The organism is Cupriavidus sp. H39, assembly GCF_050271075.1.
GTDB lineage: Bacteria > Pseudomonadota > Gammaproteobacteria > Burkholderiales > Burkholderiaceae > Cupriavidus > Cupriavidus necator_B.
Genome location: NZ_CP189846.1, coordinates 1,179,595 through 1,195,881, shown reverse-complemented (window position 1 = coordinate 1,195,881; position 16,287 = coordinate 1,179,595). Strand labels below are relative to the sequence as shown.

The following is a 16,287-nucleotide window of genomic DNA, read 5'->3' as shown; positions in this document are numbered from 1 at the left end:
CCACACAGATCACTCGAACGGAGCGAGACATGGACATGGCGGAAATCGCCCAGCTGGGCGTCAGCAACCCCTACAAGCAGCAGTACGACAACTACATCGGCGGCCAGTGGGTGCCGCCCGCCGGCGGCGAGTACTTCGAGTCGATCACGCCGATCACCGGCAAGCCGTTCACGCGCGTGCCGCGCTCCAACCAGCAGGACGTCGACGCCGCGCTGGATGCCGCACACGCCGCCAAGGCCGCGTGGGCGCGCACTTCCACCACCGAGCGCGCCAACATCCTGAACCGCATCGCCGACCGCATCGAGGCCAACCTGAAGCTGCTGGCGGTGGCCGAGAGCATCGACAACGGCAAGCCGGTGCGCGAGACCAGCGCCGCCGACCTGCCGCTGGCGGTGGACCATTTCCGCTATTTCGCGGGCTGCATCCGCGCCCAGGAAGGCGGCATCTCCGAGATCGACGGCGACACCATCGCCTACCACTTCCATGAGCCGCTGGGCGTGGTCGGGCAGATCATCCCGTGGAACTTCCCGCTGCTGATGGCGACCTGGAAGCTGGCCCCGGCGCTGGCCGCCGGCAATTGCGTGGTGTTGAAACCCGCCGAGCAGACCCCCGCTTCGATCCTGGTGCTGATGGAAGTGATAGGCGACCTGCTGCCGCCAGGCGTGGTCAACGTGATCAACGGCTTCGGCCTGGAGGCCGGCAAGCCGCTGGCATCGAGCCCGCGCATCAGCAAGGTGGCCTTCACCGGCGAGACCACCACCGGCCGGCTGATCATGCAGTACGCCTCGCAGAACCTGATCCCGGTCACGCTGGAACTGGGCGGCAAGTCTCCCAACATCTTTTTCGAGGACGTGCTCGCCGCCGACGACGCCTACTTCGACAAGGCGCTGGAAGGCTTTGCCATGTTCGCGCTGAACCAGGGCGAGGTCTGCACCTGCCCGTCGCGCGCGCTGATCCAGGAATCGATCTATGACCGCTTCATGGAGCGCGCGCTCAAGCGCGTCGCGGCGATCCGCCAGGGCCATCCGCTCGACACCGGCACCATGATCGGCGCGCAGGCGTCGGCCGAACAGCTGGAAAAGATCCTGTCGTACATCGACCTGGGCCGCAAGGAAGGCGCGCAGTGCCTCGCCGGCGGCGAGCGCAACATGCTGGACGGCGACCTCGCGGGCGGCTACTACGTCAAGCCGACCGTCTTCGCCGGCCACAACAAGATGCGCATCTTCCAGGAAGAGATCTTCGGGCCGGTGGTCTCGGTCACCACCTTCAAGGACGAGGAAGAGGCGCTGGCTATCGCCAACGACACGCTCTACGGCCTTGGCGCCGGGGTCTGGACCCGTGACGGCGCGCGCGCGTTCCGCATGGGCCGCGGCATCCAGGCCGGGCGCGTGTGGACCAACTGCTACCACGCCTACCCTGCCCATGCCGCGTTCGGTGGCTACAAGCAGTCTGGCATCGGCCGCGAGAACCATCGCATGATGCTCGACCACTACCAGCAGACCAAGAACCTGCTGGTGAGCTACAGCCCCAACGCGCTCGGGTTCTTCTGACCATGGCGGGCCCGAACTCCGCGCCGGCTTCGGCGGCGGTCGCGCGCGTGGTGGCAACGCCGGCCGCGCTCGCGCTGATCGCCGAGCTGGCCGCGCGGCACGGCCCGCTGATGTTCCATCAGTCCGGCGGCTGCTGCGACGGCAGCGCGCCGATGTGCTATCCCGCCGGCGAGCTGCTGCTGGGCCCGGGCGATGTCTGCCTGGGCGAGATCGGCGGCGCCGCGTTCTACATGACGCGCGCGCAGTTCGAATACTGGCGCCACACGCGGCTGGTGATCGACGTGGTGCCGGGCGCGGGCGGCATGTTTTCGCTGGAGGGACGCACCGGCCGGCGGTTCCTGACGCGCTCGGAGCTGTTCAGCGACACAGAGGCCGCGTGGCTGGCGGAACAGCCGGAACCGTAATGCCGGGCGGTTCAGCGCCGCGGTTCAGCGCCGCGGTTCAGCGCTTCTCGTCGAGCAGGTCGTTGAGGATCTCGTCGAACGCGCCCTGGGCGTCCTCCAGCGCCTGCAGCGCCGCGTCGAAGGTCTGCAGCGCCAGCTTCGACGGCTTGCCGCTGCCCTGCGGCGGATAGTGGGCCTGCAGCGCCGTGAAGGCGACCTGCACCTGCCGCGTGGCGGCGACCACGCGCTCCATCGCCTGCGCCTCTTCGGCGCGGTACTGCTCATGCTTCTGTTCGTTCATGCCGGTTGGCTCCCTGAAGGCGCGTCGTCTCGGTGGGGTGCGCGCGCCTGAATGAGGCATATCGTACAAGAACTGCGCCGGCCGGCTTGCGCCGCGGCCACGCCGCCGGCAAAAATAAGGTAGGCTGCTCGGCTGGGCGGCAAGGCCTGCGCACACGCGCCACGCCTGGCCGCGGCCACTGATGAACGCCATGCCATTGAACACCCGCCGCGCGCTGGCAGCCGCGCTGATGACCGCCAGCGGCTTCGCCTGCTACTGGACCTACCTGACCCTGAACCAGGACCGGCTGCTGTTCGACGCGCGCCGGCGTCCGCCGCGCGACCTGCCCGACGGCATCATCGGCTATTCGCACCGCATCCCCGGTGGCGTGGTGCGCGGCTACATCTACCACGCCCCCGGCGATACCGTGCGCGACCTGTTGTTCTACCTGCCAGGCCGCGGCGAAGATGTGCTGGAAACGCTGCAATACGCGCGCTGGCTGCCCGCCGGCATGGCCTTCGCCACCTACGATTACCGCGGCTTGGGACATTCCGACGGACGACCGTCCGAGGGCGCCGCGGTCGCCGACGCCAGCCAGTTCCTGCTCCACGTGCGGCGCGTGTTTCCCGAAACCCGCGTGCACGTGGTGGGCCGCAGCCTCGGCACCGGCGTGGCGATCCAGCTGGCCGACCTGCAGGATTTCGAGAGCCTGCAGTTGATCACGCCTTACGACTCGCTGCTCGAACTGGTGCGCAAGCGCTTTCCGCTGGTGCCGCTGCGCCAGTTGATGCGCCACCACTTCGACTCGATCTCGCATTGCAAAAAGGTCGTGCAAAGCACCAAGGTGCTGCTGGCCGCCAGCGACGAAGTGGTGCCCCACGCCTGCTCGGAACGGCTCATGGCAGCCTGGCCCGGCCCGGTGGCGCTGCAGACCGTGCCGGATACCGATCACTTCACCATCATCGAACGCGAGGAAACCTGGCTGGCGCTTTGCGAATTCGCCCGCCAGCACAGCCAGGCGCGCTTGCGCGTGGCCGCGGCCCAGCCCGAGCCGGCACCCGCGCAGCCCGCGGCGCGGCCGGCAGCGCCAGCCGCCGCGGCACCGCAGCCGGTCGACCATGACGAGCTGGGCAATCCGCTGCCGCTGGCTGCCAGCCGCTGATCCGGCCGGTCGCAGCGGGTAAAATGCGGCCCATGAAAAAATTCGCAGTCAAGGCAGGCGGCGCCGTGCTGGCGCTGGCTGCCGCCGGTGCCTTGCTGGCCGGCTTTGCCGCCGTGGTCAGCCTGCGCCAGCTTCCCCCCGTCGATGCGCTGCGCGACTACCGGCCGGATGTCCCGCTGCGTATCTACACCAGCGACAACGTCCAGATCGGCGAGTTCGGCAGCGAGCACCGCGAGTTCATCCCCTTCGAGCAGATGCCGCGGCGCATGGTGCAGGCGCTGCTCGCAGCCGAGGACGACCAGTTCTACGAGCACGAGGGCGTCGACATCCCCGGCGTGTTCCGCGCCGCGCTGGCCAATCTCGGCCAGGGCTACGCCCAGGGCGCTTCCACCATCACCATGCAGGTGGCGCGCGCCTTCTACCTGTCACGCGAGAAGACGCTGGCGCGCAAATGGTATGAGATGCTGCTGGCCTGGCGCATCGACCACTCGCTATCCAAGGACCGCATCCTCGAGCTGTACATGAACCAGGTCTACCTGGGCGAGCATGCCTATGGCTTCGGCAGCGCCGCGCATGCCTACTTCGGCAAGCCGCTGGCATCGCTGTCGCTGGCCGAGACCGCGATGCTGGCGGGCCTGCCGAAGGCTCCCTCGGCAATGAACCCGGTGGTCAATTTCGCGCGCGCCAAGCGGCGCCAGGAGTATGTGCTGGGACGCATGCTGGCGCTCGGCATGATCAGCCAGGACGATTACCGCGAGGCCCGCGCCGCGCGCCTGGCCATCACCGACGACAGCCCCGGCAGCTTTGCCGGCCATGCCGAGCATGTGGCCGAACTGGCGCGCCAGCTGGCGCGCGAGCGCTTTGGCGACGAGGCCTACACGCGCGGCCTGAAGGTCTATACCACGGTGTCGTCGGTGCGCCAGACCCTGGCCTACGATGCCGTGCACGGTGGGCTGGAGGGCTACGCGCGCCGCCACCGCAAGTTCGTCAAGGACCTGTCGCAGGGCCCGCAGGCCGCGCTGGTCTCGCTCGACACCAGCACCGGCGCGATCGAGGCCATGGTCGGCGGCGCCGATTTCGCTGCCAGCCGCTTCAACCACGCCACCCAGGCACAGCGCCAGCCCGGCTCGACCTTCAAGCCCTTCATCTATGCCGCGGCGCTGGAGCGCGGCGTGTCGCCCGGCACGCTGGTCAACGACGCACCGCTGCCCAACGGTTCGCGCTGGCAGCCAGCCAACGACGACGGCCGCTTCGTCGGCCCCATCACCGTGCGCCAGGCGCTGGCCGAATCGCGCAACCTGCCCGCGATCCGCACGCTGCAGGCGATCGGCATCCCCTATGCGGTGGAATTCGCCAGCCGCTTCGGCTTCTCGCCCCGGCGCTTGCCGCGCTACCTGCCGCTGGCACTGGGCAGCGGCACCACCTCGCCGCTGCGCCTGGCCGCGGCCTATGGCGTGTTCGCCAACGGCGGCCATCGCATCGAGCCCTACCTGATCGCGCGCATCACCGACAGCGAGGGCAACGTGCTCTTCACCGCCGACCAGGAGGCGGGCGACCGTCCCGCGCCGCCTGCCGTGATCAGCGCCCGCAACGCCTTCGTCATGGACAGCCTGCTGCGCAGCGTGGTCGACGCCGGCACCGGCGCCGGCGTGCGCCGCTACCTGCGCCGCGACGACGTGGCCGGCAAGACCGGCACCACCAACGATTCGGTCGACGGCTGGTTCGCCGGCTATGCCGGCGGCGTGGTCACGGTGGCGTGGATGGGCTATGACGACAACCGCAGCCTGGGCGAGCATGAGTTCGGCGCGACCACCGCGCTGCCGGTGTGGGCCGCCTACATGGAGGGCCGCCTGGCCGGCGTGCCGGTGGCCGACGCGCACGCGCCCGCCGGCGTGGTGCAGGCGGGCGGCGACTGGATCTACGCCGAGCATGCCGACGGCAGCCACGGCATCGCCGCGATCGGCTTCCCGCCGCCGGCAGCGCCTGCGCCAGCCAGCCCGCCGCCGAGCGATCCGGTCGCCAGCAACCTCGGCGGCCCAGCCCCGACGGCTCCGGACGCAGCCGCGCCAACCCCCGTTACCAGCGACGCGCCAGGCGCCGCCACGCCGGCAGCGCCGGCCGACGCGCCGCTGTAGACTTGCCGCTTCCACGATTTCCCTGCCGAACCCGATGTTGTCCAACCACAGCCCGCTGCTGATCTGGTCGGCCGCCGCGCTGACCACCGCGGGCGTCCTGTTCCGCCCGTTCCGCCTGCCTGAAGCCTTCTGGGCTGCCGCCGGCGCCCTGCTGCTGTGCGCCACCGGCCTGATGGCGCTGCCCGACGCGTTCGCCGCGGTGCTGCGCGGCTACGACGTGTACCTGTTCCTGGCCGGCATGATGCTGATCTCGGAACTGGCGCGCAAAACCGGCCTGTTCGACCACGTTGCCGCGCTTGCGGTGCGGCAGGCGCGCGGCTCGGCGCCGCGGCTGTTTCTGCTGGTGTACGGCTTCGGCACGCTGGTGACGGCGTTCATGTCCAACGACGCCACCGCCGTGGTGCTGACACCCGCGGTGCTGGCCGCCACCCGCGCCGCGCGCGTGCGCCAGCCGCTGCCCTACCTGTACGCCTGCGCGTTTATCGCCAACGCCGCCAGCTTCGTGCTGCCGATCTCCAACCCCGCCAACCTGGTGATCTTTGGCGAGCGCATGCCGCCGCTGGCCGGCTGGCTGGCGAGCTTCGCGCTGCCGTCGCTGGCCGCGATCCTGGCCACGCTGGCGGCGCTGTGGTGGACCCAGCGCGCGGCGCTGGCCGAACCCATCGCCGATGACGTGCCGGTGCCGCCGCTGTCGCGGCAGGCGTGGCTGAGCGCGCTGGGCATCGTGCTGACCGGGCTGGTGCTGCTGGTGGCCTCGCTGCGCGGCAATGCACTGGGCTGGCCCACCTGCGCCGCAGGCGTGGCCACGCTGCTGCTGGTCTGCGCCACCCGGCGCGAACTGCTGCTGCCGACGCTGCGCGAGGTCTCATGGAGTGTGCTGCCGATGGTGGCGGGCCTGTTCGTGCTGGTGGCGGCGCTGGAGCAGACCGCGGCGATCCGGCACCTTGCCGACGCCGTCGCGGCCGCCTCGCGCGATGGGGGCGCGCTGGCGCTGCTGGGCGTGGGCGCGGTGGTGGCGCTGGCGGGCAATGTCGCCAACAACCTGCCGGCCGGCCTGATCGCCGCTTCGGCGCTGGCGGCCGGGCAGGCCTCGCACGCGGTCAGCGGCGCGGTCCTGGTCGGCATCGACCTGGGCCCCAACCTGTCCGTCACCGGCTCGCTCGCCACGCTGCTGTGGCTCACGGCGCTGCGGCGCGAGGGGCATATGGTCAGCGCCGGCCAGTTCCTGCGCGTGGGCGCGGTGGTCATGCCGGCGGCAATGCTGCCCGCGCTGGCGCTGCTGCTGCTTTAGACGCAGCCTTCAGCCGCTGGCGGGAACCTCGGCCGCGGCGCTGCGCGGCGCCGGCGACAGCGGCCGTCGCAATCCGACCGCCCCCTGGCGCACGGCGCTGGCATGGTGTTCCGCCACGCCGGTTTCCACCGGCGTGGCCGGCACCGGCACTGTCACCACATGAAGCAACATCAGGCTGCTGCACGGAAAGGCGATCGGCATGATGAGGTGGGTTCCCGACAAGGCGTCAGGCCGCGCGTGCCGCGGCCGGGTGCCGGCAGCCTGCAACGGGCTGCCTGGCGTTGTGCAGACATTATGTGGGCTTGTCGGCGCCGTGCGTTGCAGGCTTGAGCGATGTCACGAACTCTTCATCGAACGCGTGTCGGTTGTGGCGTATCCGGCCCACCGCGAAGCTCGCTTCCAGCGCCAGTGCGGGTTGTGAGGCCCCGGCATCTGCCATATAGTGAATCCGGCACACTCCCGTTGCGCCGCCATTCACGCCATCACCACGCCCATCCATGACCCGCAAGGAAGCCGCGCATCGCGCCCAGGACAGCAACGCCGGCGCAGCAGCCAGCCATCCTCCCGGCAGCGTCTCCGCCCGCATCCGCGCGCGGCTGGAAGCCGCGCAGGAGCGCTTCCACGCCAACGACAATATCGCCCCGTACATCGAGCCCGGCGAAATGGAGCAACTGCAGGCCGAAGTCCAGGCCCGGCTGCAGGATGTGCTGCGGGCGCTGGTGATCGACGTCGACAATGACCACAACACGCAGGAAACCGCGCGCCGCGTGGCCAAGATGTACCTGAAGGAAATCTTTGCCGGCCGCTATGCCAAGGCTCCGCCGGTGACCGAATTCCCCAACATCGGCCAGCTCAACGAACTGATGATCGTGGGCCCGCTGCGCGTGCGCAGCGCCTGTTCGCACCACCTGTGCCCCATCATCGGCAAGCTGTGGATCGGGGTCATGCCGAACCAGCATTCCAACCTGATCGGGCTGTCCAAGTACGCGCGCCTGGCCGAATGGATCATGTGCCGTCCGCAGATCCAGGAAGAGGCGGTGGCGCAGGTGGCCGACCTGCTGCAGGAAAAGATGAGTCCCGACGGCCTGGCCATCGTGATGGAGGCCGAGCACTTCTGCATGCACTGGCGCGGCGTGCGCGACACCGACGCCAAGATGACCAACAGCGTGATGCGCGGCTCCTTCCTGAAGGACGACAGCCTGCGCCGCGAATTCCTCACGCTGCTGAACCATAACCGCGGCTAGCCGCCTGAGCCCGGCCGCCACCACGGAGCGCCACGACCATGCTTGTCCGCCTGCTCTATGCCAGCCGTGCCCGCCAGGCCATCGATGCCGCCCTGCTCGATGCCATCCTGGTTACCAGCCTGGAACGCAATCCGCGCCACGGCATCACTGGGTTGCTGTGCCATGGCAACGGCATCTTCCTGCAGGCGCTGGAAGGCGACCGGCAGGAAGTGTCGCAGCTGTTCCAGTCGATTGCGCGCGATCCGCGCCACCACGACGTGACCCTGCTGCATTTCGAGGAAACCTGCACACGCGACTTTGCCGGCTGGGCCATGGGGCAGGTCAATGCGGCGCGGCTCAATACCGCCACCCTGCTCAAGTTCTCGGCGCGCGCCGAGCTGGACCCCTTCCGCACCGGCGGCGCGGCCTCGCTGGCGCTGCTCAAGGAGCTGATCGCCGGCGCGTCGGTGGTGTCGCGCACCGGCGAGCGCGGACGCCACTGAGCCGCGCCAGCGGCGCCGCTAGACCGTGACCGGGCCGAACAGGCCGCACTCCAGGTCGCTCTCGAACTCTTCCATCCAGGCCGTTCCGGTGCCGGCCTCATAGACGCTGGTCTTGTCGGTGCCGACGCGGCGTACGCTGACGCGCCGCGCGCCGTCGCCGTCGCGCTCGTCGGTAATGTCGAACATCTCCGCCGCCAGCCCGACATGCCTGCATGCGTCCACGACCTGCTGCTGCTCGTCGGCGGGAAATTCAGTGAACGGTCTCGTTGCCATGGCATCCTCCGTCAAGGTTGAGATCGCCGCTTGCGCGCAGCGCGAACGCGCGTGGCACCGCAGGCGCCACGCATCAAGCAGGACGCGCCCCGGTATCCGGCCGGCGGCGCGTCCGCACCTTCCTGGGATCTTATTGTTCGAAACTCAGCTCTTGCGCTGGGTCACCGCCACGAACGGGGCCGGTGCGTGCTGGACGGACTGGCTGCCGCAATTCGGGCACGGTGGATGGGCAGAGGCGTGTTCTGCGAGATGTTCGGATCTTTCGAACACATGGCCGCACTTCTCGCAGCGGTATTGATAGACGGGCATGGTATTCCCCCACGCGGTGCACACGCCGCGGGGCGCGTGTCAGCTTCATTCTAGGACAGCGGCGGTCCGCCAAGCGCCAAGATTCCGGTCCGCCGGCATGCGGCCGCCGATGTCGTCGCAGCCGCACTTTGCCGTGCATTGATCTCCCGCAATGGGTGTATCGCAAGACAAGCGCAGGGATCCTGCACAAACCCGGGTCAAGCCGGTGCGGCATGCCGCCGATCTTCCAGACATGTCATGACATTGGCCAGACCCGGCCACCTGCGCGCCCCGCCGGGTTCCAGGAACTAGCGGAATTCCGATTCAGCGAGGCGCCGAATCTCGCCAGAATCCGAGTCTTGTGATAACGCCACCGCGCGGCGCCACCGGCACGCACCCGGTTGCCGTCTTACCCGGAGATTGCCCATGAACGAACCCATCCTGCGCGTTGCCCTGGCCGACGACCACCCGCTGGTGGTGGCCGCGCTGCGCGACTGCCTGCAGCGCAGCGCGCGCGTCCAGATCAGCGGCGAATGCCGCAACGGCACCGAGTTGCTGGGCACGCTGGCGCGGCATCCCGCCGATATCGCCATCACCGATTTCTGCATGGGCCACGGCGATGCCTCGCTGGACGGCTTCAACCTGCTCAGCCGCCTGGCGCGCCGCCATCCCGGCACGCGGGTGGTGGTGATCAGCGCCCGCTCCAACGCCGCCATCGTCCGCCGCGCCATGAAGCTGGGCGTGCGCGGCTTTGTCAGCAAGGAAGATCCGCTTGAGGAAGTGGTGCGCGCCTGCGCCCATGCCGCGTTCGGCCGGGGCTGCTTCTGTTCGCCCGCGGTGCAGGCGGCGCTGCAGCGCGCGGCGCTGGCCGGCGCGCCAGCCCGGGAGCCGACCCAGCGCGAACTCGAGGTCATCCGCCTCTATGCGCAGGGCGCGCAGTTGACCGAGATCGCCGCCAAGCTGGGCCGCTCGGTCAGCACCATCTCCAGCCAGAAGACCGTGGCCATGCGCAAGCTGGGGGTGCAGACCAACACCGGCCTGATCCGCTACGCCTATGAAAACGGGTTGATCTGACCGCGCCAGCACCATGCAGCAAGCGCCCGACCACACCCGCGATACCCTGGCCAGCACCTTCGATGCGCTCGCCGACCACGCGCGCCGCCAGCAACACCTGTACGCGGCCACCATCGCGGCCCTGATCGCCCTGGTGCTGTGCGCCGGCACACTGCTGGCGGGGCTGGCCGCGGACCAGCACCTGCACTATCGCCGCAGCCTGGTCTCGCACTACGTCAGCACGGTATCACAGGTGTTGCATAACGAAGCGTCGTTCCTGCGCCGCACCGCGCTGAGCATCCGCTACCCGCAGGACGCCGCCGCCGACCTGTCGCGCGACAGCGGCCTCGCTGCCTTGCGCCGTACCGGCGCGGCCAGCGCCCATGTCGAGGCGGTGGGCAAGGACTACCACCTGCTGGCCGCCGGCGCCACCCGCGACGGCTGGGGCGCGGGGTTGCCGGCGCAGTATGCGCGGCTGCGGCAGATCGCGCTGGCCGTGGTGGCCGCGCAGCAGGCCTTCGACCTGGACCATGGCGCCTACGCGGTCTCGCTGGACGAGGACAGCGCGATCGTGATCCGCCAGCCGGACGCCGGCGCGCGCGCGCCGCTGGCGCTCGAGCCGACGCTGATCCCGCGCTTGCGCACGCAGCTGACCGGCGCGCTGCTGGAGCGCACCGGCCACGCGGTGCCGGCGCGCGACCAGCAGGTCTGGCTAGGCCCGCTGCGCGACCCCGTCGATGACACCCCGATCATGGTCTTGGCCGGCGCCGCCCATGCCGGCGATAACCCCACCATGCTGGTGGCCGCCTGCGTGCCGGTGCAGGCGTTCCTGGCCGCGCTGCCGCCGCCACCGGACGACGCCGGCCTGGCGTTGCTCAATGATGCGGATCGCGTGATCGACGTGTGGCCGCATGCCGGCAGCTTCACCGCGGCCAGCGCCCGCGACATCGCCGCTCGGGTGCGCGGTCTGCCGCACCACGCGCTGCGCCTGACGCGCTCGGGCGTCGTGCTGGCGCAGCCGATGCAGGCCGGCTTCGGCGTGCTGGTCTACCACCTGCCATACCGGCTGCTGTGGACTGCGCTGGCGGCCGAACTGGCAGTGATCGGCGGCGCCATGCTGCTGCTGACCGGCGCCATCGTGCTCGCCGCACGCTACTGGAGCCGGCAGCTGCTGCGGCGCTCGCATGCCGAAGCCCGGCGTGCGCTGGAAAGCGAGCTGATGAACCAGGTGCTGGTCAGTGCCACGCCGGTGGGCCTGTGCATTGTGCGCCAGCGCGACTACGGCGTGCTGGCGTGCAATCCGCTGGCAGCATCGCTGCTGCCAGCGCGGCAGCACCACCCCCTGCCCGCGGCGGTGGCCGAGGCGCTGGAGGGGCCGCCGTGCGGCGTCGGCAGCGGGCCCGCATCCGTCTCCAGTGTCACCATCGCGGCGCCTGAGCCGGCCGGCCTTGCCGAAGAGGCACCACGCTTCCTGCAGATCACCTATGCCCCGGCGCGCTACCGCGATGAAGCCGTGCTGTTCTGCGCGGTCCAGGACTGCACCGCGCAAGAGGCGCTGCAGCGGCAACTGCGCTCCGCCCAGCAGGCCACCGAAGCGATGCTGCGCGTGCGCTCGACCTTCTTTGCCGCGATGAGCCATGAGATCCGCACGCCCTTGAACGCGCTGCTGGGCAACCTGGAACTGCTGGCGCGCAGTAGCGGCATGGCGCCGCACGCGGCGCGGCTGCGCGCGTTGGAAACCGCGGCCGGGTCACTGCGGCGCATCGTCAACGACGTGCTGGACTTCTCCAAGGTCGATGCGGGCCAGCTGACGCTGGTCAATGCGCCGTTCCGTCCGGTCGAGGCCCTGGAAAGCCTGGCGCTGGCCTATGCGCCCATGGTGGCGGGCCGCCCGATCCGTTTCTGCCTGCAGCTGTCGCCAACGCTGGACACGGAAGTCGCGGGGGATCGCTCGCGGCTGGTGCAGGTCTTCAATAACCTGCTCAACAACGCCTTCAAGTTCACCGCCAGCGGCCGCATCACGCTGAGCGGTGAACTGCGGGCCGATGCCCAGGGCATGCCGCGGCTGGTCTGCCGCGTCAGCGATTCCGGCATCGGCATGGCGCCGGCGCTGGCGGCGCGCGTGTTCCAGCCGTTCGTCCAGGGCGATGCCGCTGCCGCCAGCCGCTATGGCGGCACCGGCCTGGGACTGTCGATCTGCGCACGGCTGTGCGAACTGATGGGCGGCAGCATCGTGGTGGACAGCGTGCCCGAAGTGGGCAGCGCGTTCACGGTATCGGTGCCGCTGCTGCCGCCGGCCGATGCAGACCGGCAGGCGCCCACGGCGGCCAGCGTGGCGCGCAGCGGTCATGTGCTGGTGCTATCCCAGGACCAACGCACCGGCGCCTCGATCGAAGCGTGGCTCAAGACCGCGGGCTGGCGCACCGAGGGGGTGGCGTCCCTGGCAGCGGCGCAGGACAGCGTGCAGCGCGACGCGCCTGCAGCCGTAGTCGCCACCGAAGACTTTCCGCCGACGGCGCTGGATGCGCTGCGCCACGCCGCGCCGCTTGCGGTGGTGTGGCTGACGGCCGACGGCCCGCATCGCCCGCGCCAGCGCGGACCTGGCATGGTGGAGACCTCGGCGTTCAGCCATCGCGCGCTGCTCGACGCGGTGGCGGCCGCCACCGGCGCGCCGCGGGAGGCGCCGATGCCTGTGCCGCCCGCCGCGGGGCCTGCGCTGCCTGTGCCCGCGGCGTCGCCCCTGACGATCCTTGTCGCCGAGGACAACCCGCTGAACCAGTCCCTGATCGCCGAGCAACTGCAGGCGCTCGGCTGCCACCCCATCGTCACGGGCAACGGCAGGCAGGCACTGGCGGTGCTGGAGCGCACGCGCGTAGACGCGCTGCTGACGGATCTGCATATGCCGGGATTGGATGGCCACGCATTGCTGCGCGCCGTGCAGGCAAAGCATCCGGGCCTGCCGGTGCTGGCCTTCAGCGCCGTGGCCTGCAGCGAGCCCGAGCAGGACTGGCGCCTGCGCGGCTTCGCCGGCTACCTGGCCAAGCCCGCGTCGCTGCAGGACCTGCAAGCCTGCCTCCGCGAACTGCCCGGCCGCGGCAACCGGGCCGCCCCAGCCCCGCATCATGGCGCGCCGGCCACCGCAGTGCAGGCCAGCCCGCGCCGCCGCTACGAAGACATGTTGCGCCAGCAACTGCGGGAAGACCTGCCAGGGCTGGCGCGCATCGTCGCGCAACAGGACTTGCCAGGCCTGCGGCACTGGGCCCACGCCGCGGCGGGCGCCTTCATGATCGTGCGGCGCCAGTCCATGGTCAGGGAATGCCGGACGCTGGAGGCACTGTGCGAAGCGGCACCTGCCTGGACCCCGGCCATGACCGAGGCCGCCAACGCCCTGTACCGGCGGCTGCAGCGCTACGCGCCGGGTGCCGCGGCCGTACCCTAGCAGCTGCGCCTTACCACAATTGGCGGATTTGCGAGCAGCCCCACGCGCGACCATAATGGCAACGCCGCGCCGTAGCCTGCCTGGCCAGGGCCGATCCGATACGATACGATACGATACGATTCGATCCGATCCGATCCGATCCGCTCCGGGCGCGACATTGTCTCCAATGTCTCCCCCATGCAGCCAGAACAAGGCCTTCCCCAGCCCCAGCGCACCTGGGCGATCCTCACCGTTTTCTTCGGCCTGATCATGGCCGTGCTCGACGGCTCGATTGCCAATATCGCGCTGCCGTCGATCTCGCGCGAACTGCAGGCCGATCCGGCCAGCACCATCTGGGTCGTCAACGCTTACCAGCTGACGGTGACCGTGTGCCTGCTGCCGCTGTCGTCGCTGGGAGACATCCTGGGCTACAAGCGGGTCTACCGCGCGGGGCTTGCCACGTTCCTGGTGGGATCGCTGCTGTGCGCGCTGGCGGTCAACCTGCCGATGCTGGTGGCGGCGCGCGTGCTGCAGGGCATCGGCGGCGCCGGCATCATGAGCGTCAACACGGCGCTGGTGCGCTTTATCTACCCGCCCACGCGCCTGGGCCGCGGCATCGGCCTCAATGCCCTGGTGGTGGGCGTGACCATTGCCGTGGGACCGTCGCTGGGCGCGCTGATCCTGGCCGTGGCAAGCTGGCCCTGGCTGTTCGCGGTCAACGTGCCGGTGGCCATCGCCGCGCTGGCGCTGAGCCGCACCGCGCTGCCGGCAACGCCGCCGCAGCCGCGCGGTTTCGACTACCCCAGCGCGCTGCTGTCGGCGCTGGTATTCGGCATGTTTATTCTTAGCGTCGACAGCCTCGGCCACGCCGGCTGGCGCCTCGCCGGCATCGCGGGCGTGGCGCTCGCGGTGGGGCTCGGCTGGCTGCTGGTGCGGCGCCAGCGCGGGCGCGCCGCGCCGCTGGTGCCGGTGGACCTGTTCGCCAGCCGCGCCTTTACGCTGGCGGTGGGCACGTCGTTCTGCTCGTTCATGACGCAGATGCTGTCCTTCATCGCGCTGCCGTTCTATCTCGAATACCAGCTCGGCCGCTCGCTGCAGGAGACCGGCCTGCTGATCACGCCCTGGCCGTTGATGGTGGCGGTGATGGCGGCAGTGTCGGGCCGCCTGTCGGACCGCTATCCGGCCAGCATGCTGGCCGGCATCGGCCTGGCCATGCTGGGCGGCGGTCTGGTCGGCCTGGCCACCCTGGGGCCTGATGCCGGCAGCTTCGACATCGCCTGGCGCATGGCCATGTGCGGCACCGGCTTCGGCTTCTTCCAGTCCCCCAACAACCGCGCCATGATCGGCGCCACCCCGCCGGAACGCAGCGGCGGCGCCAGCGGCGCGCAGGCCACCACGCGGCTGCTGGGGCAGACCACCGGCACGGCCTTGGTGGCGCTGCTGTTCAGCTTGTCTCCGGCCGGTGCGGCGCGCATGGCGTTGTATGTGGCGGCGGGCGTGGCGGCGCTGGGGGCGATGATCAGCCTGAGCCGGTTGCGCGATGCCGGTGGGGAAACGGCGGTGCAGGGGGCGGTGGAGCCGGATGCCTGATCACACGGCGTGCAGGCGAGGGCCAGCGGAACTGTTGACTATCTGATGCCGCGTGCGTGTTCCCTCTCCCGCAAGCGGGAGAGGGAGCAAACAGCCGGCACGCGAACACGTCGCGCCAGCGCTGCAACTACTCCGCCTTCGCCCCCGACTCCTTCACCACCCTCGCCCATTTGGCGATTTCCTGCCGCTGGTACGCGGCCAGCTTTTCCGGCGTGCCCAGCACCGGATCGAGTCCCAGTGTCTTCAGCTTCGCCTGCACATCGGGCAGCGTGAAGATGCGATTGAGTTCGGCGTTCAGCTTGCCGACCACCTCTTTCGGCGTATTCGCCGGCGCGAACACGGCGAACCACGAATCCGCCTCGAAGCCCGGCAGGCCCTGCTCGGCCAGCGTCGGGATATCCGGCGCCGACGCCGAGCGCTTGGCGCTGGTGATGCCCAGCGCGCGCAGCTTGCCCTCGCGCACCACCGGCAGGGCCGAGGGCAGGTTGTCGAACATCATGGTGATGTGGCCGCCGAGCAGGTCGGGGATGGCCATGGCGCGGCCCTTGTACGGCACATGCGTGATCTTGACACCCGCCATGGCATTGAACATTTCCCCCGCCACATGCGGCGAGGTGCCGATGCCCGGCGTGCCGAAGGTCAGGCCGCCCGGCTTGGCCTTGGCCAGTGCGATCAGCTCCGCCACGTTCTTCGCCGGCACGCCGGGATTGACCACCAGCACGTTGGGCGTCGAGGCGATCAGGATCACCGGCGCGAAGTCCTTGACCATGTCATACGGCATCTTGCTGTAGAGCGCGCCGTTGATCGAATGCGTGCCGACGGTGCCGAGCGCCAGCGTATAACCGTCGGCCGGCGCGTGGGCCACCGCCTCGGCGCCGATATTGCCGCCTGCGCCCGGCTTGTTGTCGACCACCACGGGCTGGCCCCAGGCGGGCGAGATCTTCTCCGAGACGATGCGCGCCAGCGTGTCGGGCGCGCCCCCGGTAGGAAAGCCCACCACGATGCGGATGGGCTTGGCGGGAAAGCCCTGTGCCTGCGCGGCGGGCGGGCTCGACAGCATGGATGCGGCAAGCACTGCAGCCGCGGCAACGGTACCGAAACGCATGGGATGCTCCTCCGGTTGCGCGCGGCTGCGTGG

General features: G+C 70.0%; 15 protein-coding genes. 10 read left to right on the top strand and 5 right to left on the bottom strand.

The window, feature by feature from the left end:
- Positions 1 to 29: 29 nt before the first annotated feature.
- Together adh and ACOCMH_RS05855 are read left to right on the top strand one after the other, a co-directional pair.
- On the top strand, positions 30 to 1,550 hold the full coding sequence (adh, locus tag ACOCMH_RS05860) for an aldehyde dehydrogenase (protein ID WP_427308210.1): 1,521 nt from the start codon (positions 30 to 32) through the stop codon (positions 1,548 to 1,550).
- Between the two features lie 2 nt (positions 1,551 to 1,552).
- Complete coding sequence (locus ACOCMH_RS05855) at positions 1,553 to 1,954, top strand: DUF779 domain-containing protein (protein WP_427308209.1); 402 nt, start codon at positions 1,553 to 1,555, stop codon at positions 1,952 to 1,954.
- A 37-nt stretch (positions 1,955 to 1,991) separates the two neighbouring features.
- Here the strand turns inward: ACOCMH_RS05855 and ACOCMH_RS05850 are convergent, their stop codons facing one another.
- Positions 1,992 to 2,234: a hypothetical protein gene (locus ACOCMH_RS05850; protein WP_171513859.1), complete on the bottom strand. Its 243-nt coding sequence runs from the start codon at positions 2,232 to 2,234 to the stop codon at positions 1,992 to 1,994.
- Between the two features lie 190 nt (positions 2,235 to 2,424).
- On the opposite strand from ACOCMH_RS05850, the gene ACOCMH_RS05845 reads away from it, so the two are divergent.
- The 3 genes from ACOCMH_RS05845 to ACOCMH_RS05835 are packed head-to-tail and all read left to right on the top strand — an operon-like array spanning position 2,425 to position 6,801.
- Positions 2,425 to 3,375 carry an alpha/beta hydrolase gene (locus ACOCMH_RS05845; RefSeq protein ID WP_427308208.1) on the top strand — a complete coding sequence of 317 codons (951 nt, stop codon included), beginning with the start codon at positions 2,425 to 2,427 and terminating at the stop codon, positions 3,373 to 3,375.
- Positions 3,376 to 3,407: 32 nt separating this feature from the next.
- A complete protein-coding gene (locus tag ACOCMH_RS05840) occupies positions 3,408 to 5,510 on the top strand; it encodes a penicillin-binding protein 1A (protein WP_427308207.1) in 2,103 nt (700 codons plus the stop codon).
- A gap of 37 nt (positions 5,511 to 5,547) precedes the next feature.
- Positions 5,548 to 6,801, top strand: a complete 1,254-nt coding sequence (locus ACOCMH_RS05835) for an arsenic transporter (RefSeq protein ID WP_427308378.1) — start codon at positions 5,548 to 5,550, stop codon at positions 6,799 to 6,801.
- 9 nt (positions 6,802 to 6,810) lie between these two features.
- Here ACOCMH_RS05835 and ACOCMH_RS05830 read toward each other — a convergent pair whose 3' ends face one another.
- Positions 6,811 to 7,002 carry an arsenite efflux pump ArsB gene (locus ACOCMH_RS05830; RefSeq protein WP_427308206.1) on the bottom strand — a complete coding sequence of 64 codons (192 nt, stop codon included), beginning with the start codon at positions 7,000 to 7,002 and terminating at the stop codon, positions 6,811 to 6,813.
- 296 nt (positions 7,003 to 7,298) lie between these two features.
- Between ACOCMH_RS05830 and folE the strand changes: the two genes are divergently transcribed.
- Together folE and ACOCMH_RS05820 are read left to right on the top strand one after the other, a co-directional pair.
- Entirely contained in the window at positions 7,299 to 8,045 is a 747-nt protein-coding gene (folE, locus tag ACOCMH_RS05825) for a GTP cyclohydrolase I (RefSeq protein WP_427308205.1), read from the top strand.
- Between the two features lie 38 nt (positions 8,046 to 8,083).
- Positions 8,084 to 8,527 (top strand): BLUF domain-containing protein, encoded by a 444-nt coding sequence (locus ACOCMH_RS05820; protein WP_427308204.1) that lies wholly within the window; start codon positions 8,084 to 8,086, stop codon positions 8,525 to 8,527.
- 18 nt (positions 8,528 to 8,545) lie between these two features.
- On the opposite strand, the gene ACOCMH_RS05815 is transcribed toward ACOCMH_RS05820, so the two are convergent.
- On the bottom strand, positions 8,546 to 8,800 hold the full coding sequence (locus ACOCMH_RS05815) for a hypothetical protein (RefSeq protein WP_427308203.1): 255 nt from the start codon (positions 8,798 to 8,800) through the stop codon (positions 8,546 to 8,548).
- A gap of 144 nt (positions 8,801 to 8,944) precedes the next feature.
- The gene (locus ACOCMH_RS05810) at positions 8,945 to 9,109 is read right to left on the bottom strand and encodes an FmdB family zinc ribbon protein (protein WP_171513866.1); all 165 of its coding nucleotides are present in this window, start codon (positions 9,107 to 9,109) and stop codon (positions 8,945 to 8,947) included.
- A gap of 405 nt (positions 9,110 to 9,514) precedes the next feature.
- On the opposite strand from ACOCMH_RS05810, the gene ACOCMH_RS05805 reads away from it, so the two are divergent.
- The 3 genes from ACOCMH_RS05805 (at position 9,515) to ACOCMH_RS05795 (ending at position 15,149) form a co-directional block, all read left to right on the top strand.
- Positions 9,515 to 10,162 (top strand): response regulator, encoded by a 648-nt coding sequence (locus tag ACOCMH_RS05805; RefSeq protein ID WP_427308202.1) that lies wholly within the window; start codon positions 9,515 to 9,517, stop codon positions 10,160 to 10,162.
- Positions 10,163 to 10,175: 13 nt separating this feature from the next.
- Entirely contained in the window at positions 10,176 to 13,580 is a 3,405-nt protein-coding gene (locus ACOCMH_RS05800; protein ID WP_427308201.1) for an ATP-binding protein, read from the top strand.
- Between the two features lie 177 nt (positions 13,581 to 13,757).
- Positions 13,758 to 15,149, top strand: a complete 1,392-nt coding sequence (locus ACOCMH_RS05795; protein ID WP_427308200.1) for an MFS transporter — start codon at positions 13,758 to 13,760, stop codon at positions 15,147 to 15,149.
- A 127-nt stretch (positions 15,150 to 15,276) separates the two neighbouring features.
- On the opposite strand, the gene ACOCMH_RS05790 is transcribed toward ACOCMH_RS05795, so the two are convergent.
- Positions 15,277 to 16,254 (bottom strand): Bug family tripartite tricarboxylate transporter substrate binding protein, encoded by a 978-nt coding sequence (locus tag ACOCMH_RS05790; protein ID WP_427308199.1) that lies wholly within the window; start codon positions 16,252 to 16,254, stop codon positions 15,277 to 15,279.
- Between the last annotated feature and the right edge of the window lie 33 nt (positions 16,255 to 16,287).